General features: G+C 66.7%; 24 protein-coding genes. 10 read left to right on the top strand and 14 right to left on the bottom strand.

Annotated features, from left to right (window positions below; genetic code table 11):
• Positions 1-41 precede the first annotated feature (41 nt).
• Positions 42-986 carry a homocysteine S-methyltransferase gene (mmuM, locus tag AC6JAM_RS02925; protein ID WP_497933982.1) on the bottom strand — a complete coding sequence of 315 codons (945 nt, stop codon included), beginning with the start codon at positions 984-986 and terminating at the stop codon, positions 42-44.
• A gap of 117 nt (positions 987-1103) precedes the next feature.
• Here mmuM and AC6JAM_RS02930 point away from each other — a divergent pair, with 117 nt between their 5' ends.
• Genes AC6JAM_RS02930 through AC6JAM_RS02940 form a run of 3 tightly spaced genes read left to right on the top strand, consistent with a single transcriptional unit; the run spans position 1104 to position 3106 of the window.
• A complete protein-coding gene (locus AC6JAM_RS02930; protein WP_497933983.1) occupies positions 1104-1553 on the top strand; it encodes a hypothetical protein in 450 nt (149 codons plus the stop codon).
• Positions 1550-2299 (top strand): cyclase family protein, encoded by a 750-nt coding sequence (locus AC6JAM_RS02935; protein WP_497933985.1) that lies wholly within the window; start codon positions 1550-1552, stop codon positions 2297-2299. Before AC6JAM_RS02930 ends, AC6JAM_RS02935 begins: the two co-directional genes overlap by 4 nt.
• 30 nt (positions 2300-2329) lie before the next feature.
• Positions 2330-3106, top strand: a complete 777-nt coding sequence (locus AC6JAM_RS02940; protein ID WP_497933987.1) for an IclR family transcriptional regulator — start codon at positions 2330-2332, stop codon at positions 3104-3106.
• Between the two features lie 7 nt (positions 3107-3113).
• Here AC6JAM_RS02940 and AC6JAM_RS02945 read toward each other — a convergent pair whose 3' ends face one another.
• Together AC6JAM_RS02945 and AC6JAM_RS02950 are read right to left on the bottom strand one after the other, a co-directional pair.
• On the bottom strand, positions 3114-3887 hold the full coding sequence (locus AC6JAM_RS02945; protein WP_497933989.1) for an IclR family transcriptional regulator: 774 nt from the start codon (positions 3885-3887) through the stop codon (positions 3114-3116).
• Positions 3888-4040: 153 nt separating this feature from the next.
• The gene (locus AC6JAM_RS02950; RefSeq protein ID WP_497933991.1) at positions 4041-5486 is read right to left on the bottom strand and encodes an amino acid permease; all 1446 of its coding nucleotides are present in this window, start codon (positions 5484-5486) and stop codon (positions 4041-4043) included.
• A gap of 285 nt (positions 5487-5771) precedes the next feature.
• Between AC6JAM_RS02950 and AC6JAM_RS02955 the strand changes: the two genes are divergently transcribed.
• Together AC6JAM_RS02955 and AC6JAM_RS02960 are read left to right on the top strand one after the other, a co-directional pair.
• Entirely contained in the window at positions 5772-6824 is a 1053-nt protein-coding gene (locus AC6JAM_RS02955) for a homoserine dehydrogenase (RefSeq protein ID WP_497933992.1), read from the top strand.
• Entirely contained in the window at positions 6817-8235 is a 1419-nt protein-coding gene (locus AC6JAM_RS02960) for an aldehyde dehydrogenase family protein (RefSeq protein WP_497933993.1), read from the top strand. Before AC6JAM_RS02955 ends, AC6JAM_RS02960 begins: the two co-directional genes overlap by 8 nt.
• Here the strand turns inward: AC6JAM_RS02960 and AC6JAM_RS02965 are convergent.
• The gene (locus AC6JAM_RS02965; RefSeq protein ID WP_144600536.1) at positions 8219-8734 is read right to left on the bottom strand and encodes an Lrp/AsnC family transcriptional regulator; all 516 of its coding nucleotides are present in this window, start codon (positions 8732-8734) and stop codon (positions 8219-8221) included. The two genes, AC6JAM_RS02960 and AC6JAM_RS02965, sit on opposite strands and share 17 nt — an antisense overlap.
• Positions 8735-8859: 125 nt before the next feature.
• Between AC6JAM_RS02965 and AC6JAM_RS02970 the strand changes: the two genes are divergently transcribed.
• Entirely contained in the window at positions 8860-9495 is a 636-nt protein-coding gene (locus AC6JAM_RS02970) for an HAD hydrolase-like protein (RefSeq protein ID WP_268002777.1), read from the top strand.
• A 100-nt stretch (positions 9496-9595) separates the two neighbouring features.
• Positions 9596-10723, top strand: coding sequence for a 23S rRNA (uracil(747)-C(5))-methyltransferase RlmC (rlmC, locus tag AC6JAM_RS02975; RefSeq protein ID WP_268002776.1), 1128 nt, complete (start codon positions 9596-9598; stop codon positions 10721-10723).
• Positions 10724-10735: 12 nt separating this feature from the next.
• On the opposite strand, the gene AC6JAM_RS02980 is transcribed toward rlmC, so the two are convergent.
• Both AC6JAM_RS02980 and AC6JAM_RS02985 read right to left on the bottom strand, forming a co-directional pair.
• Positions 10736-11359 carry an FMN-binding negative transcriptional regulator gene (locus AC6JAM_RS02980; protein ID WP_478222177.1) on the bottom strand — a complete coding sequence of 208 codons (624 nt, stop codon included), beginning with the start codon at positions 11357-11359 and terminating at the stop codon, positions 10736-10738.
• Positions 11360-11378: 19 nt separating this feature from the next.
• Positions 11379-12305: a DMT family transporter gene (locus tag AC6JAM_RS02985; RefSeq protein WP_056393382.1), complete on the bottom strand. Its 927-nt coding sequence runs from the start codon at positions 12303-12305 to the stop codon at positions 11379-11381.
• On the opposite strand from AC6JAM_RS02985, the gene AC6JAM_RS02990 reads away from it, so the two are divergent.
• Positions 12304-13713, top strand: a complete 1410-nt coding sequence (locus AC6JAM_RS02990) for an aminotransferase-like domain-containing protein (protein WP_268002774.1) — start codon at positions 12304-12306, stop codon at positions 13711-13713. The genes AC6JAM_RS02985 and AC6JAM_RS02990 overlap by 2 nt on opposite strands.
• A gap of 131 nt (positions 13714-13844) precedes the next feature.
• Positions 13845-14624, top strand: a complete 780-nt coding sequence (locus AC6JAM_RS02995) for a hypothetical protein (RefSeq protein ID WP_268002773.1) — start codon at positions 13845-13847, stop codon at positions 14622-14624.
• Here the strand turns inward: AC6JAM_RS02995 and AC6JAM_RS03000 are convergent.
• From AC6JAM_RS03000 to AC6JAM_RS03010, 3 genes are all read right to left on the bottom strand, one after another.
• Positions 14621-15451, bottom strand: a complete 831-nt coding sequence (locus AC6JAM_RS03000; RefSeq protein WP_056393378.1) for an SDR family NAD(P)-dependent oxidoreductase — start codon at positions 15449-15451, stop codon at positions 14621-14623. The two genes, AC6JAM_RS02995 and AC6JAM_RS03000, sit on opposite strands and share 4 nt — an antisense overlap.
• A 114-nt stretch (positions 15452-15565) precedes the next feature.
• A complete protein-coding gene (locus tag AC6JAM_RS03005) occupies positions 15566-16969 on the bottom strand; it encodes a GntP family permease (RefSeq protein WP_018771829.1) in 1404 nt (467 codons plus the stop codon).
• Positions 16970-17004: 35 nt separating this feature from the next.
• Entirely contained in the window at positions 17005-17550 is a 546-nt protein-coding gene (locus AC6JAM_RS03010) for a gluconokinase (RefSeq protein ID WP_056393373.1), read from the bottom strand.
• Positions 17551-17742: 192 nt separating this feature from the next.
• On the opposite strand from AC6JAM_RS03010, the gene AC6JAM_RS03015 reads away from it, so the two are divergent.
• The gene (locus AC6JAM_RS03015) at positions 17743-18477 is read left to right on the top strand and encodes a FadR/GntR family transcriptional regulator (protein WP_497933998.1); all 735 of its coding nucleotides are present in this window, start codon (positions 17743-17745) and stop codon (positions 18475-18477) included.
• A gap of 57 nt (positions 18478-18534) precedes the next feature.
• On the opposite strand, the gene AC6JAM_RS03020 is transcribed toward AC6JAM_RS03015, so the two are convergent.
• The 5 genes from AC6JAM_RS03020 to AC6JAM_RS03040 form a co-directional block, all read right to left on the bottom strand.
• A complete protein-coding gene (locus AC6JAM_RS03020) occupies positions 18535-19491 on the bottom strand; it encodes a plastocyanin/azurin family copper-binding protein (RefSeq protein WP_134164598.1) in 957 nt (318 codons plus the stop codon).
• Between the two features lie 439 nt (positions 19492-19930).
• Complete coding sequence (locus AC6JAM_RS03025; RefSeq protein WP_009372930.1) at positions 19931-20134, bottom strand: cold-shock protein; 204 nt, start codon at positions 20132-20134, stop codon at positions 19931-19933.
• Between the two features lie 201 nt (positions 20135-20335).
• A complete protein-coding gene (locus AC6JAM_RS03030; protein WP_495635449.1) occupies positions 20336-20683 on the bottom strand; it encodes a PRC-barrel domain-containing protein in 348 nt (115 codons plus the stop codon).
• Positions 20670-21080: a hypothetical protein gene (locus AC6JAM_RS03035; protein ID WP_495635448.1), complete on the bottom strand. Its 411-nt coding sequence runs from the start codon at positions 21078-21080 to the stop codon at positions 20670-20672. Before AC6JAM_RS03035 ends, AC6JAM_RS03030 begins: the two co-directional genes overlap by 14 nt.
• Positions 21077-22303, bottom strand: a complete 1227-nt coding sequence (locus tag AC6JAM_RS03040; protein WP_497933999.1) for an Nramp family divalent metal transporter — start codon at positions 22301-22303, stop codon at positions 21077-21079. Before AC6JAM_RS03040 ends, AC6JAM_RS03035 begins: the two co-directional genes overlap by 4 nt.
• Positions 22304-22312: the final 9 nt, after the last annotated feature.

Consider the following 22312-nt stretch of genomic DNA (forward strand, 5'->3'; position numbering starts at 1 on the left):
TTAGGTTTTAACACCCGTGGAGACGGCAGTGTTCCCGGTAACTATGCCTTCCCGGCCACCGCTGCGATGTCGGCGGGCGTGGTCCGGCAGCAGCCGCCCACGATGCGGGCACCAAGCTGCCGCCACCCAGGGGCACCTGTGCCGAGGCTGGAGGGAGCACCGCTGCCGGAAGCCGCCCGGTCCTGGCTCCACGTCTTTGTCACGGGATGGTAGGTCTCCCCCGAATTGGGATAGGCCAGCAGCGGCTTGTCCGTGTGCAGGCCCAGTGCTGCGAGCGCGGGAGCGACCAGGTTGAGCGGGACGCAGTTCACACCCACGGCGGCGACGTGGGGCTGTCCGTCAAGGAGCCGGGCCACGTCGGCGAGCGGGGTTCCGTCGCTGATGTGCCCGCCGTCGCGCAGGGAAAAGGAGAACCAGGTGTCGACGCCGTGTTCCCGGCTGAGTGCCAGGAGGGCTTCGGCCTCAGCGAAGGAAGGCAGCGTTTCCAAGGCCAGGAGGTCCACGCCGGCGTCCACCAGCGCGGCGATGCGGGGGCCGTGGAAGTCCTGGAACTCTTCTGCGGTGAGGGCGTAGTCCCCCCGGTACTCCGAGCCGTCCGCAAGGTAGGCACCGTAGGGACCCACGGAACCGGCGACCAGCAGCGGCCCGGCGTCCGGGTGGTCCTCCAGATGCTGCCGCCGCGCTTCATCCGCCAACCGGGCGGACAGCGCAACGAGCTCCAGGGCTTCCCGTTCGCCCATCCCCCGCGCCGCAAACCCCCGGGGCGTGGCCTGGTAGCTGGCGGTGGTGGCGATGTTCGCGCCGGCGGCGAAGTAGTCCCGGTGCACGTCCCTGATCAGCTCGGGCTGCTCCAGGAGGACCTTGGCGGACCACAGTGCGTCGTTCAAATCGCAGCCACGGGCCTCCAGTTCGGTGGCCAGGGCGCCGTCAGCTACGAGGCCTGCGCCGGCGTCAAGCAGGGTGGACAGGGAACGGCGGCTAGGCATCGCACCTCCGGTCGATTGTTGGCTGTTTTGTTCATTATAGGCAAGTTTCCATGCTTGTAATGCATATCACTGTGTGCCACGATGACTGCAGCAACGACCATTACAGGAGGAATATTCGTGAGTGTGCACCTGAACAGTGTCCGCAAGCTACGGGTCCACTGGCCCATCAGTGCGGAAACCTTCGGCCGGATAGCCGCCGGAGACGCCAACGCCGTCCAGCAGGATCCGGGGCTGGCAGAACTCCTGCACACCGTTGGGCATTACCCGGACCTCGGTGATTTCGGGAACTACAAGCACGTCTTCGAATCCGGCATCGGATTCGAAGGATTCTCGTGCGGCGAAGGGGCGTCGCCCACGCTTGGCAGGGTGGGCGAGCAGACCCTCTCCCCCACGTTCGTCTTCACCACCTATTTTGATGCCACCCTGGACGAGGCCGTCCTGGAACGGGTTATGCAGGAACTGGTGGCCATCCACCCGTGGGAACTGCCTGTCATCGAGGTGACCGGTCCCGTGAGCGTGGCCGGTGGGCTGAACCGTAAAACCCCCTCGGCGGCGGCAGCATCATGACACTCACCACCACTGCCGCCTGGCCCGCGCTTCAGTCCGCCCTGGCAGGCAGGACGTTCACGGACCTCACCCATGCCTTCCATCCAGGCCAGCCCCGTTTCGCCGCCTTTCCGGACGAAACCCGGGAGGCTCTTTTCGACCTTGAAAGGGGCGACGGGTTTACGGCCCACCGGTATTCGATCGTTGGCCAGTGGGGCACGCATGTGGATCCGCCTTCCCACTTCATCCGGGGTGGACGCACCCTTGACCGGATTCCAGTCCAGGACATGATTCTTCCCCTTGTGGTCCTGGACATCACCCGGCGGGTGGAACGGGATCCGGATGCAACCCCCACCCTGCAGGATGTGCACGGATGGGAAGACCGGAACGGAAGAATCCCGGCTGGATGCTTCGTTGCCCTGAGGACCGGCTGGAGCTCACGGTGGCCGGACGGAGATGCCATGGCCAACAAGGATGCGGACGGAGTCAACCACACTCCCGGGTGGTCCCGTGAGGTGCTGTCCTTCCTGGTGGAGGAACGCTGGGTTTCGGCCATCGGGCACGAGCAAACGGACACCGATCCGGGGCTGGCAACCTCGCAGGGGGACTTTGGCCTGGAAACCTACATCCTGGCGAAGGACCGCTGGCAGATAGAACTGATGGCTGATTTGTCCGGCCTCCCTGAATCGGGTGCCGCAATCGTGGCCAGCTGGGCCAAACCCTCCGAAGGGAGCGGCTTCCCGGCCCGCGTCTTCGCCATCTCCTGACCCGGGCGGGCGGTCCTCTAGACTCGGACCATGTCGAGGACTTCAAGCATGGGACGTGGCGTCATGGCCGTCCTGGCGGCCGGGGAACGCCACCTGCGTGGCCTCCCCGGCGGCACGGTTGCAGAGATCGCTGCGGACCTGGGCAGGGACCGAAGCCAGGTTTCCAGAAGCCTGCGGACAGCTGAAGGGGAAGGTTTCCTGCGGAGAACCCCCGAACGCACCTTCGCCCTGGACTGGAGCGTCCTGACCGACGCCCTCCTGCTGACCCGGCGCCGGCTGGCAACCGACGGGACCGCCGCCCTGGAACGCCTTTCGAGGGAGACTGATGAGGGGTGCTTCCTGGGGGTCCTCAGCGGCAGGAGCACCGTAACGGTGGGCGAAAGCGTCCCGGCGAGCAGCCGGCTGGTGGGCTCGTGGCTGGGCCGGCCCTACCCGGCCTACTGCAGCGACGCCGGGCAGGCACTTTTGTGGGAGACTCCGGACGATGAGGTCCGCAAAATCTTCGCGGGCGTCCAGTTCCAGCAGCACGGCCCGAACACCCCCGCGGACGTCGAGGATTTCCTGGCACGGCTCAGGGACGCACGGGTCCGCGGCTACTCCATCGTCGACGAGGAAGCGGAGCCCGGGCTCTACTCACTGGCCGTACCCATCAGGGATTTCAGGGGCGACGTGGTGGCGGCCCTGCAGGTGGTGGGCCTGAAGGGCCGCCTTGAACCCAGCCGGTCCCGGCACGCCGAAGCGCTCGTCCGCCAGGGCCGCTGGCTGGAAGGCATGCTGGGATGGCGGTCTCCGGACAGCAACCCCTAAGGGCCGCCTACCCCTCCGGCCCGGGATGGACCGAACCGAGCCTTGCCGCGGCCTCCGCGAGCACATCCGCCAATTCCCCTGCGCGGGGTCCAACGTCCGGCTGCCGGCCCAGCACACTCAGCGAAGCGACGATCCCACCGCCCGGATCCCGGACAGGCACGGCCACCTCCACGATGCCGTGTTCGAATTCCTCGGTCGCGACAACGAAACCATGGGGCTTGTCTTTGGCCATGAGTTCCCAGGCCTCCGCGCTGGAATGCGGGGCGCCGGGACCACCGACGCCGACAAAATTCACGTCGGAAAGCAAAGCTTCAAACCCGCGCCGCTTATGGTCCCACAACAGCGCCCTGCCCGATCCGGTACACCACACAGGCGTCACCATGCCGGGCTGGACGAAGCTGCCCGCCTGCGAATCGTTGCTGGACGCCAGGAGCAGGATGACCCGGTAGCCGTCGCGGACCGAGACCCGGGCGCGCCGCCCGGTAGTGGCCACCAGCGCCTCCAGTTCCGCCGCCGCATGCCGGATCCACCCCGTATTGAGGGTGGCGGCAAGGCCGAAGAAGCCCGTCCCTACGCGGAACGGGCCGCGTTCGCGGCGCTCCAGCAGGCCAAGCTCACAAAGCTCCTGGGTCAAACGGGAGACGCGGCTTTGGTCCATGTCCAGCTCGGCGGCCAACTGGGAGACACCCATAAGCTGCTTCCCCGTCTTTTCCCGGTCAATGACCAGGCGCACTATCCGCAATCCCTGCGCCAGCGACGCCGCCTCCGGGGAGTTATCCACCCTGCTGCTCCTTCCGACCGGCAACCAGCCTATCCTCACACGTTGCGGCACCGCCCAGCGGGAAACACCAATCCCCCGGAAGCAACGCAGTCCCGGTCACGGCGATGGCCTGGCGCGGACGTTCGGCCGTCCGCGCCAGGCCATGGAAACGGTTCAGCCCTGCGCCGTCTTTTCGGCTGCGGCCCGGCGCCCGTACCTGATGTGGAAGTAACCGTAGCAGGCGGCGACGAAAGGAATCCCAAAGTACAGCGCCGCCACTTGGGCCGGATCGAAAGCGATGCCGACCAGAGAGACTGTGCAGAGAGTGAATGCCAGGACCGGCACCAGTGGGAAGAGCGGCGCGCGGTAGGACAAGGTGGACACGTCCCCGCCGTTCCGGACAAAAGACCGCCGGTGGAAGAAATGCGAGGCGGTGATGGACATCCAGACTCCCACCACTGCGAAGCCCGCTACCGATACCAGCACCAGGTAGACGGTTTCCGGAGCAACCACGCTGCTGATGAGTGAGGCCAGCCCTCCGAGCATGCTCACCGAGAGCGCGGTCATGGGAATGCCGCGCTTAGTCAGCTTCTTAAGCGCCCGGGGTGCGTGGCCTTCGTCGGCCAGGGAGTACAGCATCCTGGCGCACGAGAACAGGCCACTGTTGCCTGCAGACAGCAGCGCCGTGATGATGACGAAGTTCATCAGATCGGCGGCAAAGGGAACACCCGTCGCCGTGAACACCGTCACGAACGGGCTTTCGTCGAGCCCAACTTCCTGGTACGGGATCGTGGCGGCGATGACGGCGATGGCTCCGACGAAGAACACCAGGAGGCGGATGACCGTACTGCGCATCGCTTTGGGAATGCTGGTGGCGGGATCCTTCGTCTCCCCCGCGGCGACGCCGATCAGTTCAGAGCCTGAGAAGGCATAGAAGACTGCGAGCGCCGTCACCAGAACGCCGGTGAAACCGTTGGGAAACAGCCCTCCCTCGGTGTTGAAGTTTTCGAACAGGAAGGGATGGTTGCCCGATGCGCTGAGCGGGTGGAAGCCCAGGAGGGCTGCCCCGCCCAGGACGATGAGCCCGATGATGGCGCCCACTTTGATGATGGCGAACCAGAATTCCGACTCACCGAAGAACTTGGATGACACGGCGTTGAGGCCGAACAACGTTGCGGCGAAGATCAGGCACCAGACCCAGACATCAACGCCCGGGAACCAGCGCTGCATCAGCAGGCCCGAGGCTGTGAACTCCGATCCGATGGCGACCGCCCAGCACAGCCAGTAGAGCCAGGCGGTGGCGAATCCCGTGGCGGGACCAATGGACCGGGAAGCATAGATATGGAACGCACCGGAGACGGGGTAGGCGATGGCGAGCTCCCCCAAGCAGGCCATGACCAGGTAAACCACGAAGGCACCGACGAGGTAGGCGAGAACGGCACCAAGCGGGCCGGCCTGGGAAATGGTGTAACCCGAGCTGAGGAACAGTCCGGAACCAATCACGCCGCCCATGGCGATCATGACAAGGTGCCGGGGCCCCATGGAGCGGCGGAGCCCTGATTCCGTTGACGGCGGTGCGTCCGGCTCCGGCTTGAGGGTGAGGGGGGTCGAAGATTCCAAGTGGTGCCTCCAGTGGGGGATGGTCGGAAGGACGGCCGCGGTTCGGGTGCCGGTCCATGAAAGCTTTAAGCGCGTCGACAGTGACGAAAGTAACACAAACTGGCATTTTTAGTCATCAAAATCATATTCAAATGCGAATGTTGCACGTTTATTGCTGTTACTCCGTATGTCGATTTGCCCTTCAGATGGTCGTTTCGCCTCCCCGGCGGAGCGTTTGGACATGCCTCAACGGACACCGGGTGGGCACAGGATGGGAGCAACAACAACCACCTCAAGGGAGCAGCAATGACCACCTACGACATCGCGCTGATCGGGTTCGGCGGCGTCAACCGGACCCTGGCCGAACTGATTGCCACCAGAGGGGATGCGCTTGGCCGCACCCTCGGCTTTGACCTGCGGGTGGTTGCCATTACGGACCTTGGGCTGGGTTCCCTGGTCCAGGACGGGGGGATCGATCTTGACATGGCCTTGGGCCTGGATCCCGCCGTCGCGACATTTGCAGCGTACGGCGGGTCAGCGGACCCGGACAACGAGCGCGTGATCCGGACCTGCTCCGCAGGGATCATTTGCGAAGCAACGTTCACCAACCCTGCAGACGGCGAGCCTGCGGCTTCACACGTTCGCTGGGCGCTGGAGTCGGGAAAGAGTGTCTGCACCACCAACAAGGGTCCGGTCGCCCTGCATGGCCAGAAGTTGAGCCGGCTCGCGGAGCTTAAAGGGCTGCATTTCGAATTCGAGGGCGCGGTGATGAGCGGGACACCCGTCATCCGTTTGGCCAAACAACTGTTCCCCGGACTGGCGCTCAATGGCTTCGAGGGCATCCTCAATGGCACCAGCAACTATGTCCTGGGCAGGATGGAAGAGGGCCTCAGCTTTGAGGAATCGGTCCTCGAAGCCCAGAGCCGGGGGTACGCAGAGGCAGATCCCACGGCCGACATCGAGGGCCACGACGTCCAACTGAAAGTCCTGATCCTGGCCAATGAGCTGCTGGGGGCGGACATCACGCTGGCGGATGTGCGGCGCCAAGGGATGTCAACGCTGTCGCCCGAGGACATCAGGCGCGCCAGGAACGAGGGGCGGCGGTGGAAACTGGTGGGCTCCGCGCGGCGGAACCTGGATGGAAGCATCAGTGCCGGAGTTGCCCCCGTGGCGCTCCCCCTGGCCCACGGCCTCGCCGGGGTTTCGGGTGCCAACAATGCAGTGTCGTTCAACACCGATCTCCTCGGCCCGGTGACGGTGTCCGGACCCGGGGCCGGGCGGGTGGAGACAGCGTACGCCCTGCTGTCCGACATCATCGCCATGCACGCCGCACGGAACCAGGTGGCTGCAGATGCGTGAATCAACCCTTGCACCGCTGGATCACGCAACGGCCGCGATCCGGGAGGTGCTCAGCCCCTACGACGGCCGGGTGGTGGGAGCCGTGGCCCTGACCAGGGCGGAGTCCGTGGACGCGATTATCCGGGCTGCCAGGTCCGGGGCGGCGCAGGCACGCGCGTTGTCCCGCCATGCCCGGGGGAAGCTGCTGGACGCGGCTGCCGCACTAATCGACGCGCGCCACGCGGAATTCGCCCAGACCATCACAGCCGAGAGCGGCAAAACCATCCGCCAGGCACGAAAGGAGGTGCTGCGGGCAGTCAACACCCTGCGCCTGTCCGCCGCGGAGGCGCGCCGGAACGCCGGCGAGATCATTCCCTTTGACTCCTATGAAGGCTCCGAGGACCGCATGGGGTGGTACGCACGGGAACCGCTGGGCATCATTGCGGCCATCACCCCGTACAACGACCCCCTTAATCTGGTGGCACACAAGGTGGGCCCGGCAATCGCCGGAGGCAACGCCGTCATCCTCAAGCCGTCCGCGCTGACGCCCCTGTCCGCGCAACTGCTTGCCGAAGTCTTCGCCGAAGCTGGCCTGCCTGCCGGCGTCCTCACAGTGGTCCACGGGGACACGGACGTGGCGGAGGCGATCGTGCGGAGCCGGGAGGTCCGCATGGTGTCCTTCACCGGCGGATTCACGGCCGGCGAGGCCATTGCCAGGACCGCAGGCCTGAAGAAGCTGTCCACGGACCTTGGCGGGAACGCCCCGGTCATCGTCATGGATGATGCCGACTTGGATGCTGCCGTTTCAGCCTGCGTCTCCGGAGCCTTCTGGGCAGCCGGACAGAACTGCGTGGGGGTTCAGCGCATCCTCGTGGCCGCCTCCCGCTACCACGACTTCCGTCGGCGCATCCTGCAGGAGACGTCACGGCTGGTGGCGGGCGACCCCGCCGAGGAAGCCACCGACGTCGGTCCCATGATCAGTCCCGCCGCCGTGGATCAGCTCCAGGCCAAGATTGAGGCGGCGGTTGCCTCCGGCGCCGTGGTCCTCGCCGGCAACACCAGGGTAAACAACGTGCTGCATCCGACGGTCCTGGAGAGAGTGCCCGCCGGCAGCAGGCTGTGGACGGAGGAGGTGTTCGGGCCGGTCGTCATGCTGCAACCCTTCACAACCTTCGACGAAGCCGTGGGGACCGCCAACGCCATCGACTTCAGCCTTCACGCCGGGATCTTCACCGGCTCGCTGGACACGGCCCTGGACGCCGCGGGCCGCATCGACGCAGGCGGCGTCATGGTCAACGACTCATCGGACTACCGCTTCGACGGCATGCCGTTCGGGGGATCCAAGTATGGCGGCATGGGCCGCGAAGGGGTCCGGTTCGCCTATGAGGAGATGACCCAGCCGAAAGTGGTGTGCATCAAGCGCCAGGGCTGATCACCGGAAGCGGAGCCTGGTCGAGAGCGTTTCCCGGCTGGGCCGGCTTCGCTGCCGCATCCCGGCGGATGTAGTTGGACAGGGTCATCGCCGTCACGGTGTCCGTCACGCCGGGCGTGGCCGCTATCTGCTCCCAGATCTCCTGGATGCGTTCAAGCGACCGTGCTTCCACCCGCACCAGCAGGTCGAAGTCGCCGCTGACCACATCGCACAGGACCACCTCCGGGATCGATTGCAGCACGGCGATGACGTCCGATCCGCGCACCCTGTCCTTCCGGTAGACCATCAGGAAAGCAGAGACTGTGCCGTGCCCCGGGGCGCCGGTCACCACGGTGTAGCCCTGGATGTACCCCTGCCGTTCCATCCTGTCGATGCGTTGCCGGACCGCATTGCGGGACAGCATCACCTTTGCAGCCAGCTCCGCGTGGCTGACCCGGGCATTGCGGGTCAGCTCCGCCAGGATGCCCTGGTCGATCCGGTCAAGACTCGCCCGATCCATGTTTCACCCTTCACCGCATGACTTCACAACAGCAGACACGAGTCGGCCCGGCTCCAGAACGAAAGCACACAGAGATGATACTTCGGCAGCAGCCACTACGGAGTCAGCGGAGAGCCTTCAGCTGCGTGCTGTTGGACATGGACGGGACGCTGCTGGATTCGGCGGCAGGCGTGACGGCGAGCGCCGCCCGGGCGCTTGCCGCCGTGGGGGCCGCTGTGCCACCGGCCGGGGACCTGGTCCGGCTGGTGGGGCCGCCCATGCTTGAGTCCTTCCGCGAGCACCTGGGACACGATGAGGTCCTTGCCCGGCTGGCGCTGCGGCATTACCGGAAGGCTTACGCGGATCACGGTGCACACCAGTCCGTTCCGTACACCGGGATCAGGGAACTGCTGGAACAGCTCCATCGTGCGGGCGTACCCATGGCGGTTGCCACCTCGAAGGCCGAAGACCAGGCGCTCCGGATGGCCCGCCTGTTTGGGATTGACCATTACTTCTCCGCCGTCTGCGGCGCATCGGACCAGGAAGCCAGGTGGAGCAAGGCAGATGTCATTGCCGAAGTGCTGGACAGGCTGAGGGCAGCCAAGGTGGATGTCGCTGCCCCGCTCATGGTGGGTGACCGCAGCTACGACGTGGCCGGGGCAGCCGTCCACGGCATTCCCACCGTCTTCGCCGGTTGGGGCTACGGCTCTGCAGGGGAAGAAGCAGGAGCCGCCTTCGTTGCGCCCTTCCCGGATGGGGTGCTGCCGGTTGCGCTGCCCTGACGGTACAGCCCTGAAAGGTACGACGCCGGCACTTCCCCAAGTGCCGGCGTCGGACCTGCACGTCGTGGCGGGGAAGGCAACCGGGTAAACTTGTCCGGTCATGCGCTGTTCCTACTTTGATGCCGGTACCTGCCGCTCCTGCACCCACATGGGCGTGCCCTACGGTGAGCAGCTGGCCGGCAAACAGCTGCACTGCCAGACCCTCCTGTCCGGTCACACCGAACTCGAATGGCTGCCGCCGGTGGCCAGCCAGGAGTCCGGCTTCCGCAACAAGGCCAAGATGGTGATCGGCGGGACCGCTCAGAATCCCACCATCGGGATCCTGGACGCCGATGGCCATGGCGTGGACCTGCGCAAGTGCGGCGTCTGCTCACCCGGCCTGCTCGCCTGTTTCCCCGTGCTGGCGAATTTCATCCGCCGGGTCCGTCTGACGCCCTATGACGTTCCCCGCCGGACCGGTGAACTCAAGCACGTCATCCTCACCGAATCCCCGGACGGCGAGGTCATGCTCCGGCTGGTCCTGCGCTCGGACCAGGTGGTGCCGCGCATCCGGAAGCACCTCCCGGACCTCCTGGCCGCCCTGCCGCAGGTGAAGGTGGTCTCGGTCAACCTGCATCCGGAACACAAGGCCGTGCTGGAAGGCGACCGGGAGATCCTGCTGACCGGCGAGTCCACCCTGAACATGCGGGTCAACGACATCAACCTGCACCTCCGCCCGCAAAGCTTCTTCCAGACCAACAGTGAGATGGCCGCGGCCCTGTACCGCCAGGGACGCGAGTGGGTCAACGAACTGGCGCCGGCCTCGGTGTGGGACCTGTACTGCGGCGTGGGCGGGTTCGCCCTGCACAGCGCCGCACCGGCCCGCACCGTCACGGGCATTGAAACCAGCAGCGAAGCGATCGTGTCCGCCCGCCTCAGCAGTGACGAGGCAGGCCTGAAGGGGATGGAGTTCCAGGCCGGGGACGCCACCGCGTTTGCCCTGGCCAGCAAGCAGTCGCCGGACCTGGTGATCGTGAACCCGCCCCGGCGCGGCATCGGCAAGGAGCTCTGCGGCTGGCTGGAAGCCTCGGACGTGCAGCACGTCGTGTACTCCAGCTGCAACGCGCAGTCGCTGGCCCGGGACCTGGCCGCGCTCCCGTCGTTCACCGCCCGGCGTGCCCGCGTCCTGGACATGTTCCCGCAGACCACGCACTACGAGGTGATGGTGCTGCTGGAACGGGCGGCTTAGGGCCCATAGGCGTCAGATCCGGCGCGCGCGTTCGACGGCGGCCGCGCCGGCTTCACGCCCCCCGGCCCGGAGACCCGCTGCCACTCCTTCAGCATCGGTGTCGGAGCGGTTCTGGCTCAGTTTTTCCTTCGCCTCGATCCGGCTGATCACCAGCTCTACGCCCACGATCGCCCGCAGTTGCCCGGCAATGAACTTCTCCGGCGCGTCGTCCACGGCCCAGGGGTCTGCCCGGCCGTCCTCGTGCAGTCCGGTCAGGTGCCGGACATGCCATGCCAGCCAGCCGGCGTCGTCATGGAAAACCAGCTCGCCGTACACGTGCGCGGTGCTGTAGTTCCAAGTGGGGACCACGCGCCCGTGCTCGGCCTTGGCGGCGTACCACGACGGCGAGATGTAGTCGTCGGGGCCCTGGATGATGGCCAGCGCCTCTCCGGCCGGCGCGGTGGACCACTGCGGGTTGGTGCGCGCCATGTGGGCCTGCAGCGCGCCGCGCTCCCCCACCGCCGGGTTGAAGGCGAAGGGCAGCAGTGTTGCCAGCAGGCCGTGGTCCGTCATGGTCACCAGGTTGGCGGCGCCGGGAGTCGTGAGGAGGTGCCGGACGGCATCGGGGCCGGCAGCAAAGTGGGCGGGAATGTACATGGGAAGTCCTTTCAGCAGTTCAGGGGGCCGGTTTGAGCCGGACGCGGACGGCCGCAGCGGCACAGAGGATCACGGCGAGGGCGCCGATCAGGGTGGTCCAGGTGAGCGCCTCCCCCAGCAGCAGCGCGGCCCAGCCGATGCTGAGGACGGGCTGGAGCAGCTGGATCTGGCTCACCTGCGCCATGGGGCCAATGGCCAGCCCCCGGTACCAGGCGAAGAAGCCAAGGAACATGCTGACCACGGCGAGGTAGGCGAAGGCAGCCCACTGGACGGGTGTGGCCGACGGCGGCTGGTCCAGGACTGAAACTACGGCGAGGACCAGCATGGCCGGCGCGGCAAGGACCAGCGCCCAGGCGATGGTCTGCCACGAGCCCAGCGTGCGCGCCAGCAGGCCGCCCTCCGCGTACCCCACCGCGGCGCAGGCCACGGCGCCGAGCAGCAGGAGGTCCGCCCAGTGCAGGTGCCCCACGCCGCCTGACTGGAGGAAGGCGAAGGAGATGGCTGCCAGCGAGCCGAGCGCCATCACCACCCAGAAGGCGGCCGGGGGCCGCTCAGCGGCGCGCAGGACCGCCACCGTTGCGGTGGCGGCCGGCAGGAGGGCGATGACCACGGCTCCATGTCCCGCCGGTACGGCAGTGAGGGCATAGGACGTCAGCAGCGGAAAGCCGACGACGACGCCGCCCGCCACGAGCGACAGGCGCAGCCAGGTGCGGGGCGGGGGCAGCCGCTGGCGGGTGATGGCAAGTGCTGCGATGGCGAGGGCAGCGGCCACGACGGCCCGGCCGGAACCGATGAGCAGCGGCGGGATGCCTGCCACGGCCACGCGGGTGAACGGAACGGTGAAGGAGAAGGCCGCCACGCCGAGCAGGCCCCACCAGATTCCGGTGGCCTTTCGCGGCGATATCACTGGGCGATTCAGGACAGTAGCGCTACTATGTTCTTTCATGAATAACGATAGCAGTTCGCGGATCGTTGCGGCACTCCGGCAATGGGTCGGCGGCGCGGGTCCGGGGGCCCGGCTGCCGTCCACCCGGCAGCTCGTTGCCGAGTACCAGGCCAGCCCGGTGACAGTGCAGAAGGCGCTGCAGGCGCTGACCGCCCAGGGGCTGATTGAAAGCCGGCCCGGCGTTGGAACGTTCGTGCGTGCCGTGCGCACCGCCCGTCCGTCCGACTATGGCTGGCAGACGGCTGCGCTGCGGTCGCCGTCGTCCCCGCTGCCGTCGTCGTCGGGCACCATGCGCAACGTTCCCGGCGATGCCATCTGGTTCCATTCCGGCTACCCGGACCGCGAACTGCTGCCGGAACGGCTGGTCCGCGCCGCGCTGGCCCGGGCTGCCCGGGGCGACGCCGCACTGTCGCGGCCGCCGGCGGCGGGCATGCCGGAGCTGCAGCAATGGTTCGCGCAGGAACTGGGGTCGGCCACCCCGGTGGGAATCACGCCTCCCACCCCGAATGATGTGGTTGTGCTGCCCGGAAGCCAGAGCGGGCTCAGCTCCATCTTCCGTGCGCTGGTGGGCGCGGGACAGCCGCTGCTGATGGAGTCGCCGTCGTACTGGGGCGCCATCCTTGCCGCCGCGCAGACCGGGGTGCGGGTGGTTCCGGTGCCCACCGGCCCGGACGGGCCGGATCCCGCGGACGTGGACCGCGCCTTTGCCGAGACCGGGGCGCGGGCGTTCTACGTGCAGCCCAACTATTCGAATCCCACGGGCGGGCAGTGGGCGGCAGGGCGCGGCGACGAGATCCTGGACGTGGCCCGCCGGCACGGCGCCTTCCTGGTGGAGGACGACTGGGCACACGATTTCGGCATCACCTCCGACCCCGTTCCGCTGGCAACCCGCGATGATTCCGGGCACGTGGTGTACATCAGGTCCCTGACCAAGAGCGTGTCCACCGCCATCCGGATTGCTGCCGTGATCGTCCGGGGACCGGCGCGCGAACGCATCCTGGGCCAGCGCGCCGCCGAGTCGATGTACGTCAGCGGGCTCCTGCAGGCCGCCGCGCTGGACGTGGTGACGCAACCCGGGTGGCAGACCCACCTGCGGAGCCTCCGGCAGCAGCTCCAGTCACGCCGCGACCTGCTGGCCACCAGCATCCGGGAGCACCTCCCCCAGGCGCACCTCGATGTCCTGCCGAAGGGCGGCCTGAACCTGTGGTTGCGCCTGCCCGACGCCACGGATCTGCCGCGCCTGGTGCGGGACTGCGAGGATGCCGGCGTGATCATAGCCGCCGGCACGGAGTGGTACCCGGCCGAACCCGCCGGAGCCTTCATCCGGCTCAACTACTCGGGTCCGAATCCGGGCGCCTACCCGGAGGGTGCGCGGCTGATCGGTGGGGCGCTGGCCAGGCAGGGCTGACCTCCGCACAACCGGGAGCTTCAAGGTTGGTGCAGGAATACATCAAGATTTGCGCTTAAACCGTTCCGGCCATCCCGGCGTAGCTACGCTGGCCGTGCACATCGCATCCAGCACACGCACTTGGGGGAACCATGCCTGCCGTCCAACGCTTTTCCGCGCCCCGCACCCGCCGTCGGGAACCCGCGCTGACCCCAGGAGCCGCCGGGCGGAAGGGCCCGCACAAGGTGCTGGGCGCCGGGGCCGCCGCCGTCGTGCTTCTGCTGACCGGGTGCGGTGCACCCCAGGCCTCCCTGAGCGCCGCTGCCGGACCCGCCAGCGAATTCGCCACCGCAACGCCCATTGCCGGTACGCCGTGCACCGCCGCAAACGGGCAGCAGGTTTCGGCCGGCACCACCTACGTCTGTACCAAGGACGGGTCGGGCAGGCTGGTGTGGCTGGAAGCCGCGGAGTCCAAGCGCGTCACGGAGAAGCTGGCAGCCGCTGCCGCAGCGAAGGCGGCCGCCGACCAGGCCGCGGCGGAAAAGGCAGCCGCCGAGAAGGCGGCAGCTGACAAGGCCGCTGCCGACAAGGCCGCCGCTGACGCAGCCGCTGCAGAAGCTGCCGCCCGGCAGGCCGCCGAGGCGAAGGCGGCGCAGGATGCTGCGGCAGCAAAGGCCGCCGCCGAAGCAGCCGCGAAGGCGGCAGCGCCGCCCGCTCCCGTTGCGCCTCCGGCCCCTGTTGCCCCGGCCGTTCCGGGCACCAATCCCGGCTGCGACCCGAACTACTCAGGGTGCGTCCCCATTGCCTCGGACGTGGACTGCGCCGGCGGAAGCGGCAACGGACCGGCCTACGTCAGTGGCCCCCTCCAGGTTATTGGCAGGGACATCTACGGGCTGGACGCCGACCACGACGGCGTTGCCTGTGAGCGTTAGGGCTGGACGAAGGCCTTGACCAGCTCATCACTCTTGTCCCACAGCCCGCGCGCCAGTTCGGCGTCGTAAGCCTGCGGGTTGGCCTTGGCCAGGGCGCGCTTGGCGTAGTAGGCCCCGGAGATCCAGTCCGTGCCGGGGGTGCCGTTGATGAGCCACAGCATGGTGTCGGCACCCTGGTCCGGGCTGAGCATGAAGCGGTTCAGCAGGGTCTTGTAGGCATGCCGGAAGTGGCTGGTGGAATCTGCCGCGAAGTTGGTGCGGACAACGCCGGGGTGGAACGCCGCCGTCGTGATTCCCCGGTCATGGAAGCGGCGGTGCAGCTCGGACGTGAAGAGGATGTTGGCGAGCTTGCCCGTCCCGTAGGCGCGGTAGGTGCGGTACCCCTGCTCGGCCTTGAGGTCGAAGAGGTCCATCTTTCCCGAGTAGTTTGCGGCGCTGGCGGTGTTGATGATCTTCGCGTTGCTGGCCGCCAGCGTGTCCATCAGCAGGGTGGTGAGCAGGAACGGCGCCAGGTGGTTGACCTGGAACGTCAGTTCGTTCCCGTCCACCGTGAGCGTTCGCTTGCCCATCATGCCGCCGGCGTTGTTCGCCAGGACGTCAATGCGGGGGTACTTTTCCTCAAGTTCCGTGGCCAGGGTCCGGACCTGCGAAAGGTCGGCGAAGTCGGCGAGGTAAAAGTCTGCACCAATCTCCTCCGCCAGGGCGCGGGTCTTTTCAGCGGAACGTCCGACGACGACCACCTGCTCCCCCGCCTTTGCCAGTGTCCGGGCGGCCGCAGCGCCGATGCCGTCGCTGGCGCCGGTGATCACGATGGTGCGAGGAGTCAAGGGGTGTCCTTCGGTTGGCGGGTGGCGCGCATGGAATGCACGCCATGGGGAACAACGACGGCGGGGCGGCCGGTGTTCCCACCGGCCGCCCCGCCGCCAAACCCTGCGTGGCCTTTAGCCCCCTATACCGGCCACCATGAAGATGACCGCGGCGACGGCGAAGCCCATCACGCCGATCAGCGTTTCCATCACGGTCCAGGTCTTCAGGGTGGTCTTGACGTCCATGCCGAAGAAGCGGCCAACCAGCCAGAAGCCGGAGTCGTTGACGTGTGAGACCACTACTGAGCCCGCAGCCACGGCGATGACCAGCGCCGCCACCTGCATGCCCGTCAGCCCCGCGGTGGCCACTGCCGGGGCGATGAGGCCCGCGGTGGTGGTCAATGCGACGGTGGCCGAACCCTGGGCGATGCGCAGGATGGCGGAGATGAGGAAGCCGGCCAGGATCAGCGGGATGCCCAGGTTGCCCAGGACAGAAGCCAGCGCCGCGCCGATGCCCGAGGTGCGCAGGACGCCGCCGAACATGCCGCCGGCGCCGGTAATAAGGATGACAGAGCAGACCGGGCCCAGCGAGGACTCAAGCAGCTTCTCCAGGGCACCGGCGTGGGTTCCGCGGCGGGCTCCGAGGACATACATGGCCACCAGCACGGCGATCAGCAGCGCCACCGGCGTTTCACCCACGGTGCGAAGGAGCTGGAACCACTGTTCCTTCTTCACGGCGTCGGACAGCACGCCGGAGGAGGCCAGGGTGTTCAGGCCGGTGTTGAGGAAGATCAGGACCAGTGGCAGGAGCAGCAGGCCAATGATGGTGCGGAACCGGGGCGGGTGGGACTCGGCCTCCGCGCTGGCGTGGCCCAGGATTTCCGGCACGGGCAGGACCAGCTTCTTGCCGGTCCAGAGGCCATACAGGTAGGCCGTGACGTACCAGGTGGGAATGGCGGTGATGAGGCCGGCGATCAGCACCAGGCCGATGTTGGCGTCAAAGAATGCAGCGGCCGAGACCGGCCCCGGGTGCGGCGGCAGGAAGATGTGCATGACCGAGAACGCGCCGGCGGCCGGAAGTCCATACCGCAGCACGCCGCCGCCAAGTCGGTGGGCTACGGCGAAGACGACGGGCAGCATGACCACCAGGCCGGCGTCGAAGAAGATGGGGAAGCCGAAGATCAGGGAGGCCAGGCCCAGGGCGAACGGTGCCCGTTTCTCGCCAAAGACGCCGATCAGGTAATCGGCCAGGACTTTGGCGCCGCCGCTGGTTTCCACGATGCGACCGAGCATGGCGCCGAGGCCGACGAGCAGTGCCACGGTGCCCAAGGTGGTGCCGAAGCCGTTGATCAGGACCGGAACCACCTGGTTGGCGGGGATTCCGGTGGCGAAGGCGGTGGCGAGGCTGATGAGGATCAGTGCCACCAGCGCGTGCATCTTCAGCCGGATGATGAGGAACAGCAGCACAAGAATTGCCGCCGCGGCGATGAGCAGCAGGGGGCCTGCACCCATCGTCTGGGTCCATCCTTCGATGGTCATGGTTCTCCTTTGAAACAGGGTTGGGGACTACGGAGTCAGGACGCTTTGGGCGCCTGGCCGGCGGGGAGGTTCAGGGCCCGGACGACGGCGGCGACCAGCTCTTCGGGTGAGTGCGAGATATCGAGGCGGAGGCTGCCGGCGTCGAGCTCTTCCTGGCTGAGCGGTTCAAGGGTGGCCAGCTGGCTGGGCAGCAGGGCGGGCGGCATGAAGTGGCCCACCCGGCCCTGCATCCGCTGGCTGATCAGGTCCGCGCCGCCGTCGAGGTGGAGGAAGATGACACGGCCTTCGGCACCGGCGAGCAGCTCCCGGTAGCCGCGCTTGAGCGCGGAGCAGGTGAGGACGGTGCTCTTGCCGGCGGCGGCCTGCGCGGTCATCCAGCTGCGGATCTCATCGAGCCAGGGCCAGCGGTCCTCGTCCTGGAGCGGAATCCCCTGGCTCATCTTGGTGATGTTCGCTTCTGGATGGAACTCATCCGCTTCGGCGCAGGCCCATCCCAGCTGCTGGGACAGTGCGGCCGCCAGGGTGGATTTGCCGGAACCGGCAACCCCCATGACCACCAGGTGCGTGGCTGGATACTGCATGTCATACCTCCGGAGAAGACGTCTTTGGCTTTCGAAGAAGCTCGCTGCGGGTCCGGTGTTCATCGGACCAAGCGATAAGGTATCACCTTTTTGAGTAATAGATACTATCTATTCGTGTCACAAGTCATACCTTTGCCGAGTTGGGGGCTATTCTTGAGGGGCGCACCGGCGCGTAAGGGAACGGGGAAAAGAATGTCGACGGCGACAGTCCAGGACGGCGATGAAGTGCACGACGGCGGGCCTGCCCCAGCCACGCAGGGCCGGGTTATTGAGGCAGTGGGGGTAGCCATAGCCTCCGGGAAGCTGGCCCCGGGCACCCGCCTCACCCTTGAAGGGCTGCAGCACGACTACGGCATCTCCCGGACCGTTGCCCGGGACACCATGAAGGTTCTGGAATCGATGAACCTGGTGTATTCGCGGCGTCGCGTGGGCATCGTGGTGCAGGAACCGTCCCTGTGGAATGTGTTTGACCCCAACCTGGTGCGCTGGCGGCTGGCCTCGGATCGGCGGGACCTGCAGTACAGCAGCCTGACCGAGCTGCGCATCGCCGTCGAACCCATCGCGGCCGCCGGGGCGGCACGCCGGGCCAGCGCAGCAGAACGTGCCCAGCTCGTGGCCCTGGCCGCTAACCTCCGCAAGCTGGGCGAGGCTGGTGATCTTCAGGCCTTCCTGGCCGCCGACATCGCCTTCCACCAGCTGCTGCTGCGAAGCTGCGGCAATGAAATGTTCCGTGCGCTGGAAGGAATGATCGCAGAGGTCCTGACCAGCCGGACCCGGCAGGGGCTCATGCCGTTCAAGCCGAGGAACGAGGCGCTGAAGGCGCACGAGGACGTGGCCTCAGCCGTGGCCGGCGGTGACACGGCGGAGGCTGAACGGGCCATGCACCACATCCTCGATGAGGTGCGGGAGGCCATGGGGCTGCACTGACCCGGAAAACGCAGGTCCGGCCGGGGCAACCGCCCCGGCCGGACCGTGTAGCCGGCGTTAGTCGACCACTCTCACCTTGCCCACCATGCCCATGTAGTCATGGAGTGCGCAGATGTACTCGAACGTTCCTTTGGACTTGAACGTTACTTCGAATGTGCCGCCACCGGGCGGGATGATGCCCGAACTAAGGTCGCCGCCGGTGAAATGCTCCGGGTCGCCGGACGGGGCGAAAATGTTCGCCGGTTCAGTGCCGAAGGTGACCGTGTGGGGTGCGCCCATGCCATCATTGACGAACTCCACCGTCTCGCCCACGTGCACCGTCACGGTGGGCCGCACGAACCGCATGACCATGGCCACGCCGTCGTCACCGCCTGCCATCACCTTGTGGTTGGATGCCTCCTGTGCCAGGGATGCGTCCAGTTGGTGCCCGTCCCGGAGGATGGCCCGCTCCTGCGCCCGTGATGCCTTGTCGTAGTCAGCTTGGCTGTACGGGTAGTCGGTGCCCCGGTCGCGCACGTGCACGGTCCCCTTCATCATCGTGCCGTGGACCAGGCAGTAGTAGGTGAAGTTTCCTTCCCGGGGGAAGGACAGGGTGTAGCTCCTCGCATCCGGGAAGCCAGGGACGTCCACGTTGGCCAGGATGCCGGAGTTGTAGTACGACTTTCCGTCGTAATAATCCTTTCCGCGCTTCTGCAGCTCATCGTCGCTGAACGGATTGAACGGCTGCAGCGACTGGCCTGCCGCTAGGAACGTCACGGTATGTATTTCTGCGGAGTTTGCCTGCCAGGTGATGGTGTCCCGCTCATTGATGTAGATCTCTGAGGGAAGGAAGGCCATCCCCTGGATCTCCTGGTCGCTGGACTCAGAGCCCACCTGTACCTGCCAGGTCCGGTGGCCCCCTCCGTCGGCTGACGCGGGGCCGGCTGCAGCCAGGGAGGCGAGCAATGCGACAGCGAATGCCACAATCAATGCCAGCTTGTTGGATCTCGGTTTGATTCCCCGATAGTGCTTCATGGCGATGCTTTCTTGAACGGCGATCTGTTAAATGCCGATTTGCAGCTGCGGCCGATTCAAACCCATTGCATGACTGGCCCAACCGGCCACTGTTTTTTCGGAGTGAAGGTGCCGGCTGCCGATGCCGGGGAGCGCGGGCAGCCAGTGCCGGCCGGTGATCGGGGCCGGATATGCACCACCCCAACTGGTGCCGCGCAGGTTCAATTCTCTTCCCAGCCAAGGCGCTGGTTCCGCACGTCAGAGGCGTGCGCAGTACAAGAGTGCTCCTGCAATTCACATTTGTCGAGACGGTTCTTCCAAGGAAGATGCTCGCCCAACGCTCAGCCCTGGCGCAGGCCCAACCCGGGGAACTGGCACACATGGGTTAAACAAAAAGCAGGGCCTGCCGATAAACGGCAGGCCCTGCTTGGAAACCTAACGGTCCCGGAACTCTAAGGAATTAGAGAGCCTGGATGTTGGTGGCCTGGGGACCCTTGGGGCCCTGCTCGGTGTCGAAGGAAACCTTCTGGTTCTCTTCGAGGGAGCGGAAGCCGTTGGAGTTGATCGCGGAGTAGTGCGCGAAAACGTCCTGCGAGGAGTCGTCCGGGGAAATGAAGCCGAAGCCCTTTTCAGCGTTAAACCATTTGACGGTACCAGTAGCCATTATTTTTGTCCTTCGTGAAGGTGGAGGGAAAATCCCGACTTTCGGGCCCTCCGGCGTGGGGTGTTCAAAAACCGCTACTTCAGAAGAACACGGACTTTCGACCGCGCGTACTGCCTGAACTACCAACTGCATAAACACAACAACAGTCTCAACACTACAGGAGTTTCCGCCCACACCTAATCCCGCACCGGTTGGGCGCCGCTAAACCTGGCCGCCGCCGTCCAACGCCGTGCTGTAGCGGGTGTATCCCGGCCGGAGCCGGACTGAGTGCGGCCCCACCATCGATATGTCCTCCCACAGCACCAGGAACGAGCCGCGGTGCCGCCACCGGAGGATCCGGGCCAGCAGCCAGGGCCGGGTGAGGCCGTTCCGCTCGTAGCCCAGGAACGATGCGACACTGTGCGGGCTGACCACCAGCCCCAGCAGCCGCGGCTCCGCCATCAGCTGGTGCGGGGCTCCGTCCAGCACGAAACGGGCGTCGGCAACGCGGCCCAGCCGTCCGCCGTCGGCATCGTGGACCGGTGTGCCCAGCAGGTCACCGAGGATCATGGCGGCCTCCCGGTATCCGCGCAATGATCTTGTCCCGCACCCACCGTTCCACCCAGCCGGCGTCCAGCGGCTCCCCGCTCACGCCAAGGCGCACCACCACACCCACTTCCGCCACGTCCTTCCACGGGATGCGGATCAGCCGGGACGACGGCGGCCTGCCGCCAAAGATCCGCGTGCCCAGGACCGCGCCGGTCAGCAGGGCGGTGATGGCCGGCGGTGCCGTCCCCGCCGGAATCTCCACGTCCAAATCAGGCCCGCCCACCTCAAGGTCGTCCACGGTGGTGACCGGGACGCCGTCGTGGTCCAGGACCTGCCGGTCCATGAGGTGCAGTTGCGCGTCCAGGATGCGGCCGCTTACGCGCGGAACCGGCGGCAAAGGACCGGATGGCGACGTCATGAGCCGGCTCCTGTCACAATCATGAGCGGGATGGCGGCAAGCGAGGCCACCAGGATGATCACCAGGTAAACCATTCCCAGCACGTTCACGGCCCGCCCGTTCACATGCTCGCCCATGTACTGGGGATCATTGGCCACGATGAGGACCGGCAGGTACGTGAGCGGCAGGGCGATGGCGGAGAACACCACCGAGTATTCGGTCACCAGCACCGGGTCCACGCCGGTGGCCAGGACGGCCATGCCCACCAGGAGGCACACCATCATCGACAGGTGGAACCGCGCGGCCTCCGCCGGCCGGCGGAACTTCCCCCAGGACCAGCCAAAAAACTGGGCCAGGGTGTATCCGGACGAGAGGGTGGTCTCCAGGGCGGCGCCGAACGTGGCGGCCACAATGCCCACCAGCACAAACGCCAGCCCGACCTTCCCGGCACCCTCCGCCACGGGCAGGACCACCTGGGACAGCGACGTCACCGAAATACCGGCGGGCAGGAGGACGACGGCGGCGCACCCGGCGATCGCCACGGACAGCAGGCCGCCCAGCGGGAAGCCGACCAGGACGTTGATGCGCTCCTGCAGCAGGTCCTTCACGGTCCAGCCTTCCTCGACGGCCCCGGAGGAGAAGAAGAAGACCTCATAGGGGGTCATGGCAGCGCCGAACAGCGCGATCGCGTAGTAGCTGTAGGTCCATACCGTTTCCTGCGCCGGCACGGCCGGCGCCAGCTGCCCGGCGAGCGCACCCCAGTCCGGCTTGAGCAGGAACAGCGCCACCGCAAAGACAATCAGCGTCAGCCCCAGCAGGCCCGTGACGTTCTCCATGATGGAGAACCGCACCCGCCAGATCACCAGCCACACTGCCACCGCGGCCACGGGAATCCACAACAGGTAATACACACTGCTGGCCAATTGCAGGGCCAGGGCCACGCCGCCGATCTCCGCCGTGACCGTCATGAGGTTGATTAGGAACGATGCCGAGAGGTTGGCCAGCCCGGCCCGGGGCCCCAGGCGTTCGCGGATCACTTCGAACGTGGCGCGGCCGGATGCGGCCGCCACCCGGCCGGACATGTTGGCGAAGAGGCAGATGCCCAGTACGCCGACGGCCACCACCCACACCAGCGACAGGCCGAAGCGGGAACCGACAACGGCGTTGGTCACCAGGTCCCCGATGTCCACGAACCCGCCGATGGCGGTGAGGATCCCGAGCGCGACGCCGAGGAGCCGCTTCACGGTTCCGCC

The sequence above is a fragment of the Arthrobacter sp. GmRoot5-12 genome, from assembly GCF_059739365.1.

Bases quoted from the DNA above. Each gene is read 5' to 3' on its own strand.
- mmuM (WP_497933982.1), bottom strand. From the start codon at position 986: ATGCCTAGCCGCCGTTCCCTGTCCACCCTGCTTGACGCCGGCGCAGGC.
- AC6JAM_RS02935 (WP_497933985.1), top strand. From the start codon at position 1,550: ATGACACTCACCACCACTGCCGCCTGGCCCGCGCTTCAGTCCGCCCTG.
- AC6JAM_RS02940 (WP_497933987.1), top strand. From the start codon at position 2,330: ATGTCGAGGACTTCAAGCATGGGACGTGGCGTCATGGCCGTCCTGGCG.
- AC6JAM_RS02955 (WP_497933992.1), top strand. From the start codon at position 5,772: ATGACCACCTACGACATCGCGCTGATCGGGTTCGGCGGCGTCAACCGG.
- AC6JAM_RS02960 (WP_497933993.1), top strand. From the start codon at position 6,817: ATGCGTGAATCAACCCTTGCACCGCTGGATCACGCAACGGCCGCGATC.
- AC6JAM_RS02965 (WP_144600536.1), bottom strand. From the start codon at position 8,734: ATGGATCGGGCGAGTCTTGACCGGATCGACCAGGGCATCCTGGCGGAG.
- rlmC (WP_268002776.1), top strand. From the start codon at position 9,596: ATGCGCTGTTCCTACTTTGATGCCGGTACCTGCCGCTCCTGCACCCAC.
- AC6JAM_RS02980 (WP_478222177.1), bottom strand. From the start codon at position 11,359: ATGTACATTCCCGCCCACTTTGCTGCCGGCCCCGATGCCGTCCGGCAC.
- AC6JAM_RS02990 (WP_268002774.1), top strand. From the start codon at position 12,304: ATGAATAACGATAGCAGTTCGCGGATCGTTGCGGCACTCCGGCAATGG.
- AC6JAM_RS02985 (WP_056393382.1), bottom strand. From the start codon at position 12,305: ATGAAAGAACATAGTAGCGCTACTGTCCTGAATCGCCCAGTGATATCG.
- AC6JAM_RS02995 (WP_268002773.1), top strand. From the start codon at position 13,845: ATGCCTGCCGTCCAACGCTTTTCCGCGCCCCGCACCCGCCGTCGGGAA.
- AC6JAM_RS03005 (WP_018771829.1), bottom strand. From the start codon at position 16,969: ATGACCATCGAAGGATGGACCCAGACGATGGGTGCAGGCCCCCTGCTG.
- AC6JAM_RS03010 (WP_056393373.1), bottom strand. From the start codon at position 17,550: ATGCAGTATCCAGCCACGCACCTGGTGGTCATGGGGGTTGCCGGTTCC.
- AC6JAM_RS03015 (WP_497933998.1), top strand. From the start codon at position 17,743: ATGTCGACGGCGACAGTCCAGGACGGCGATGAAGTGCACGACGGCGGG.
- AC6JAM_RS03020 (WP_134164598.1), bottom strand. From the start codon at position 19,491: ATGAAGCACTATCGGGGAATCAAACCGAGATCCAACAAGCTGGCATTG.
- AC6JAM_RS03025 (WP_009372930.1), bottom strand. From the start codon at position 20,134: ATGGCTACTGGTACCGTCAAATGGTTTAACGCTGAAAAGGGCTTCGGC.
- AC6JAM_RS03030 (WP_495635449.1), bottom strand. From the start codon at position 20,683: ATGATCCTCGGTGACCTGCTGGGCACACCGGTCCACGATGCCGACGGC.
- AC6JAM_RS03035 (WP_495635448.1), bottom strand. From the start codon at position 21,080: ATGACGTCGCCATCCGGTCCTTTGCCGCCGGTTCCGCGCGTAAGCGGC.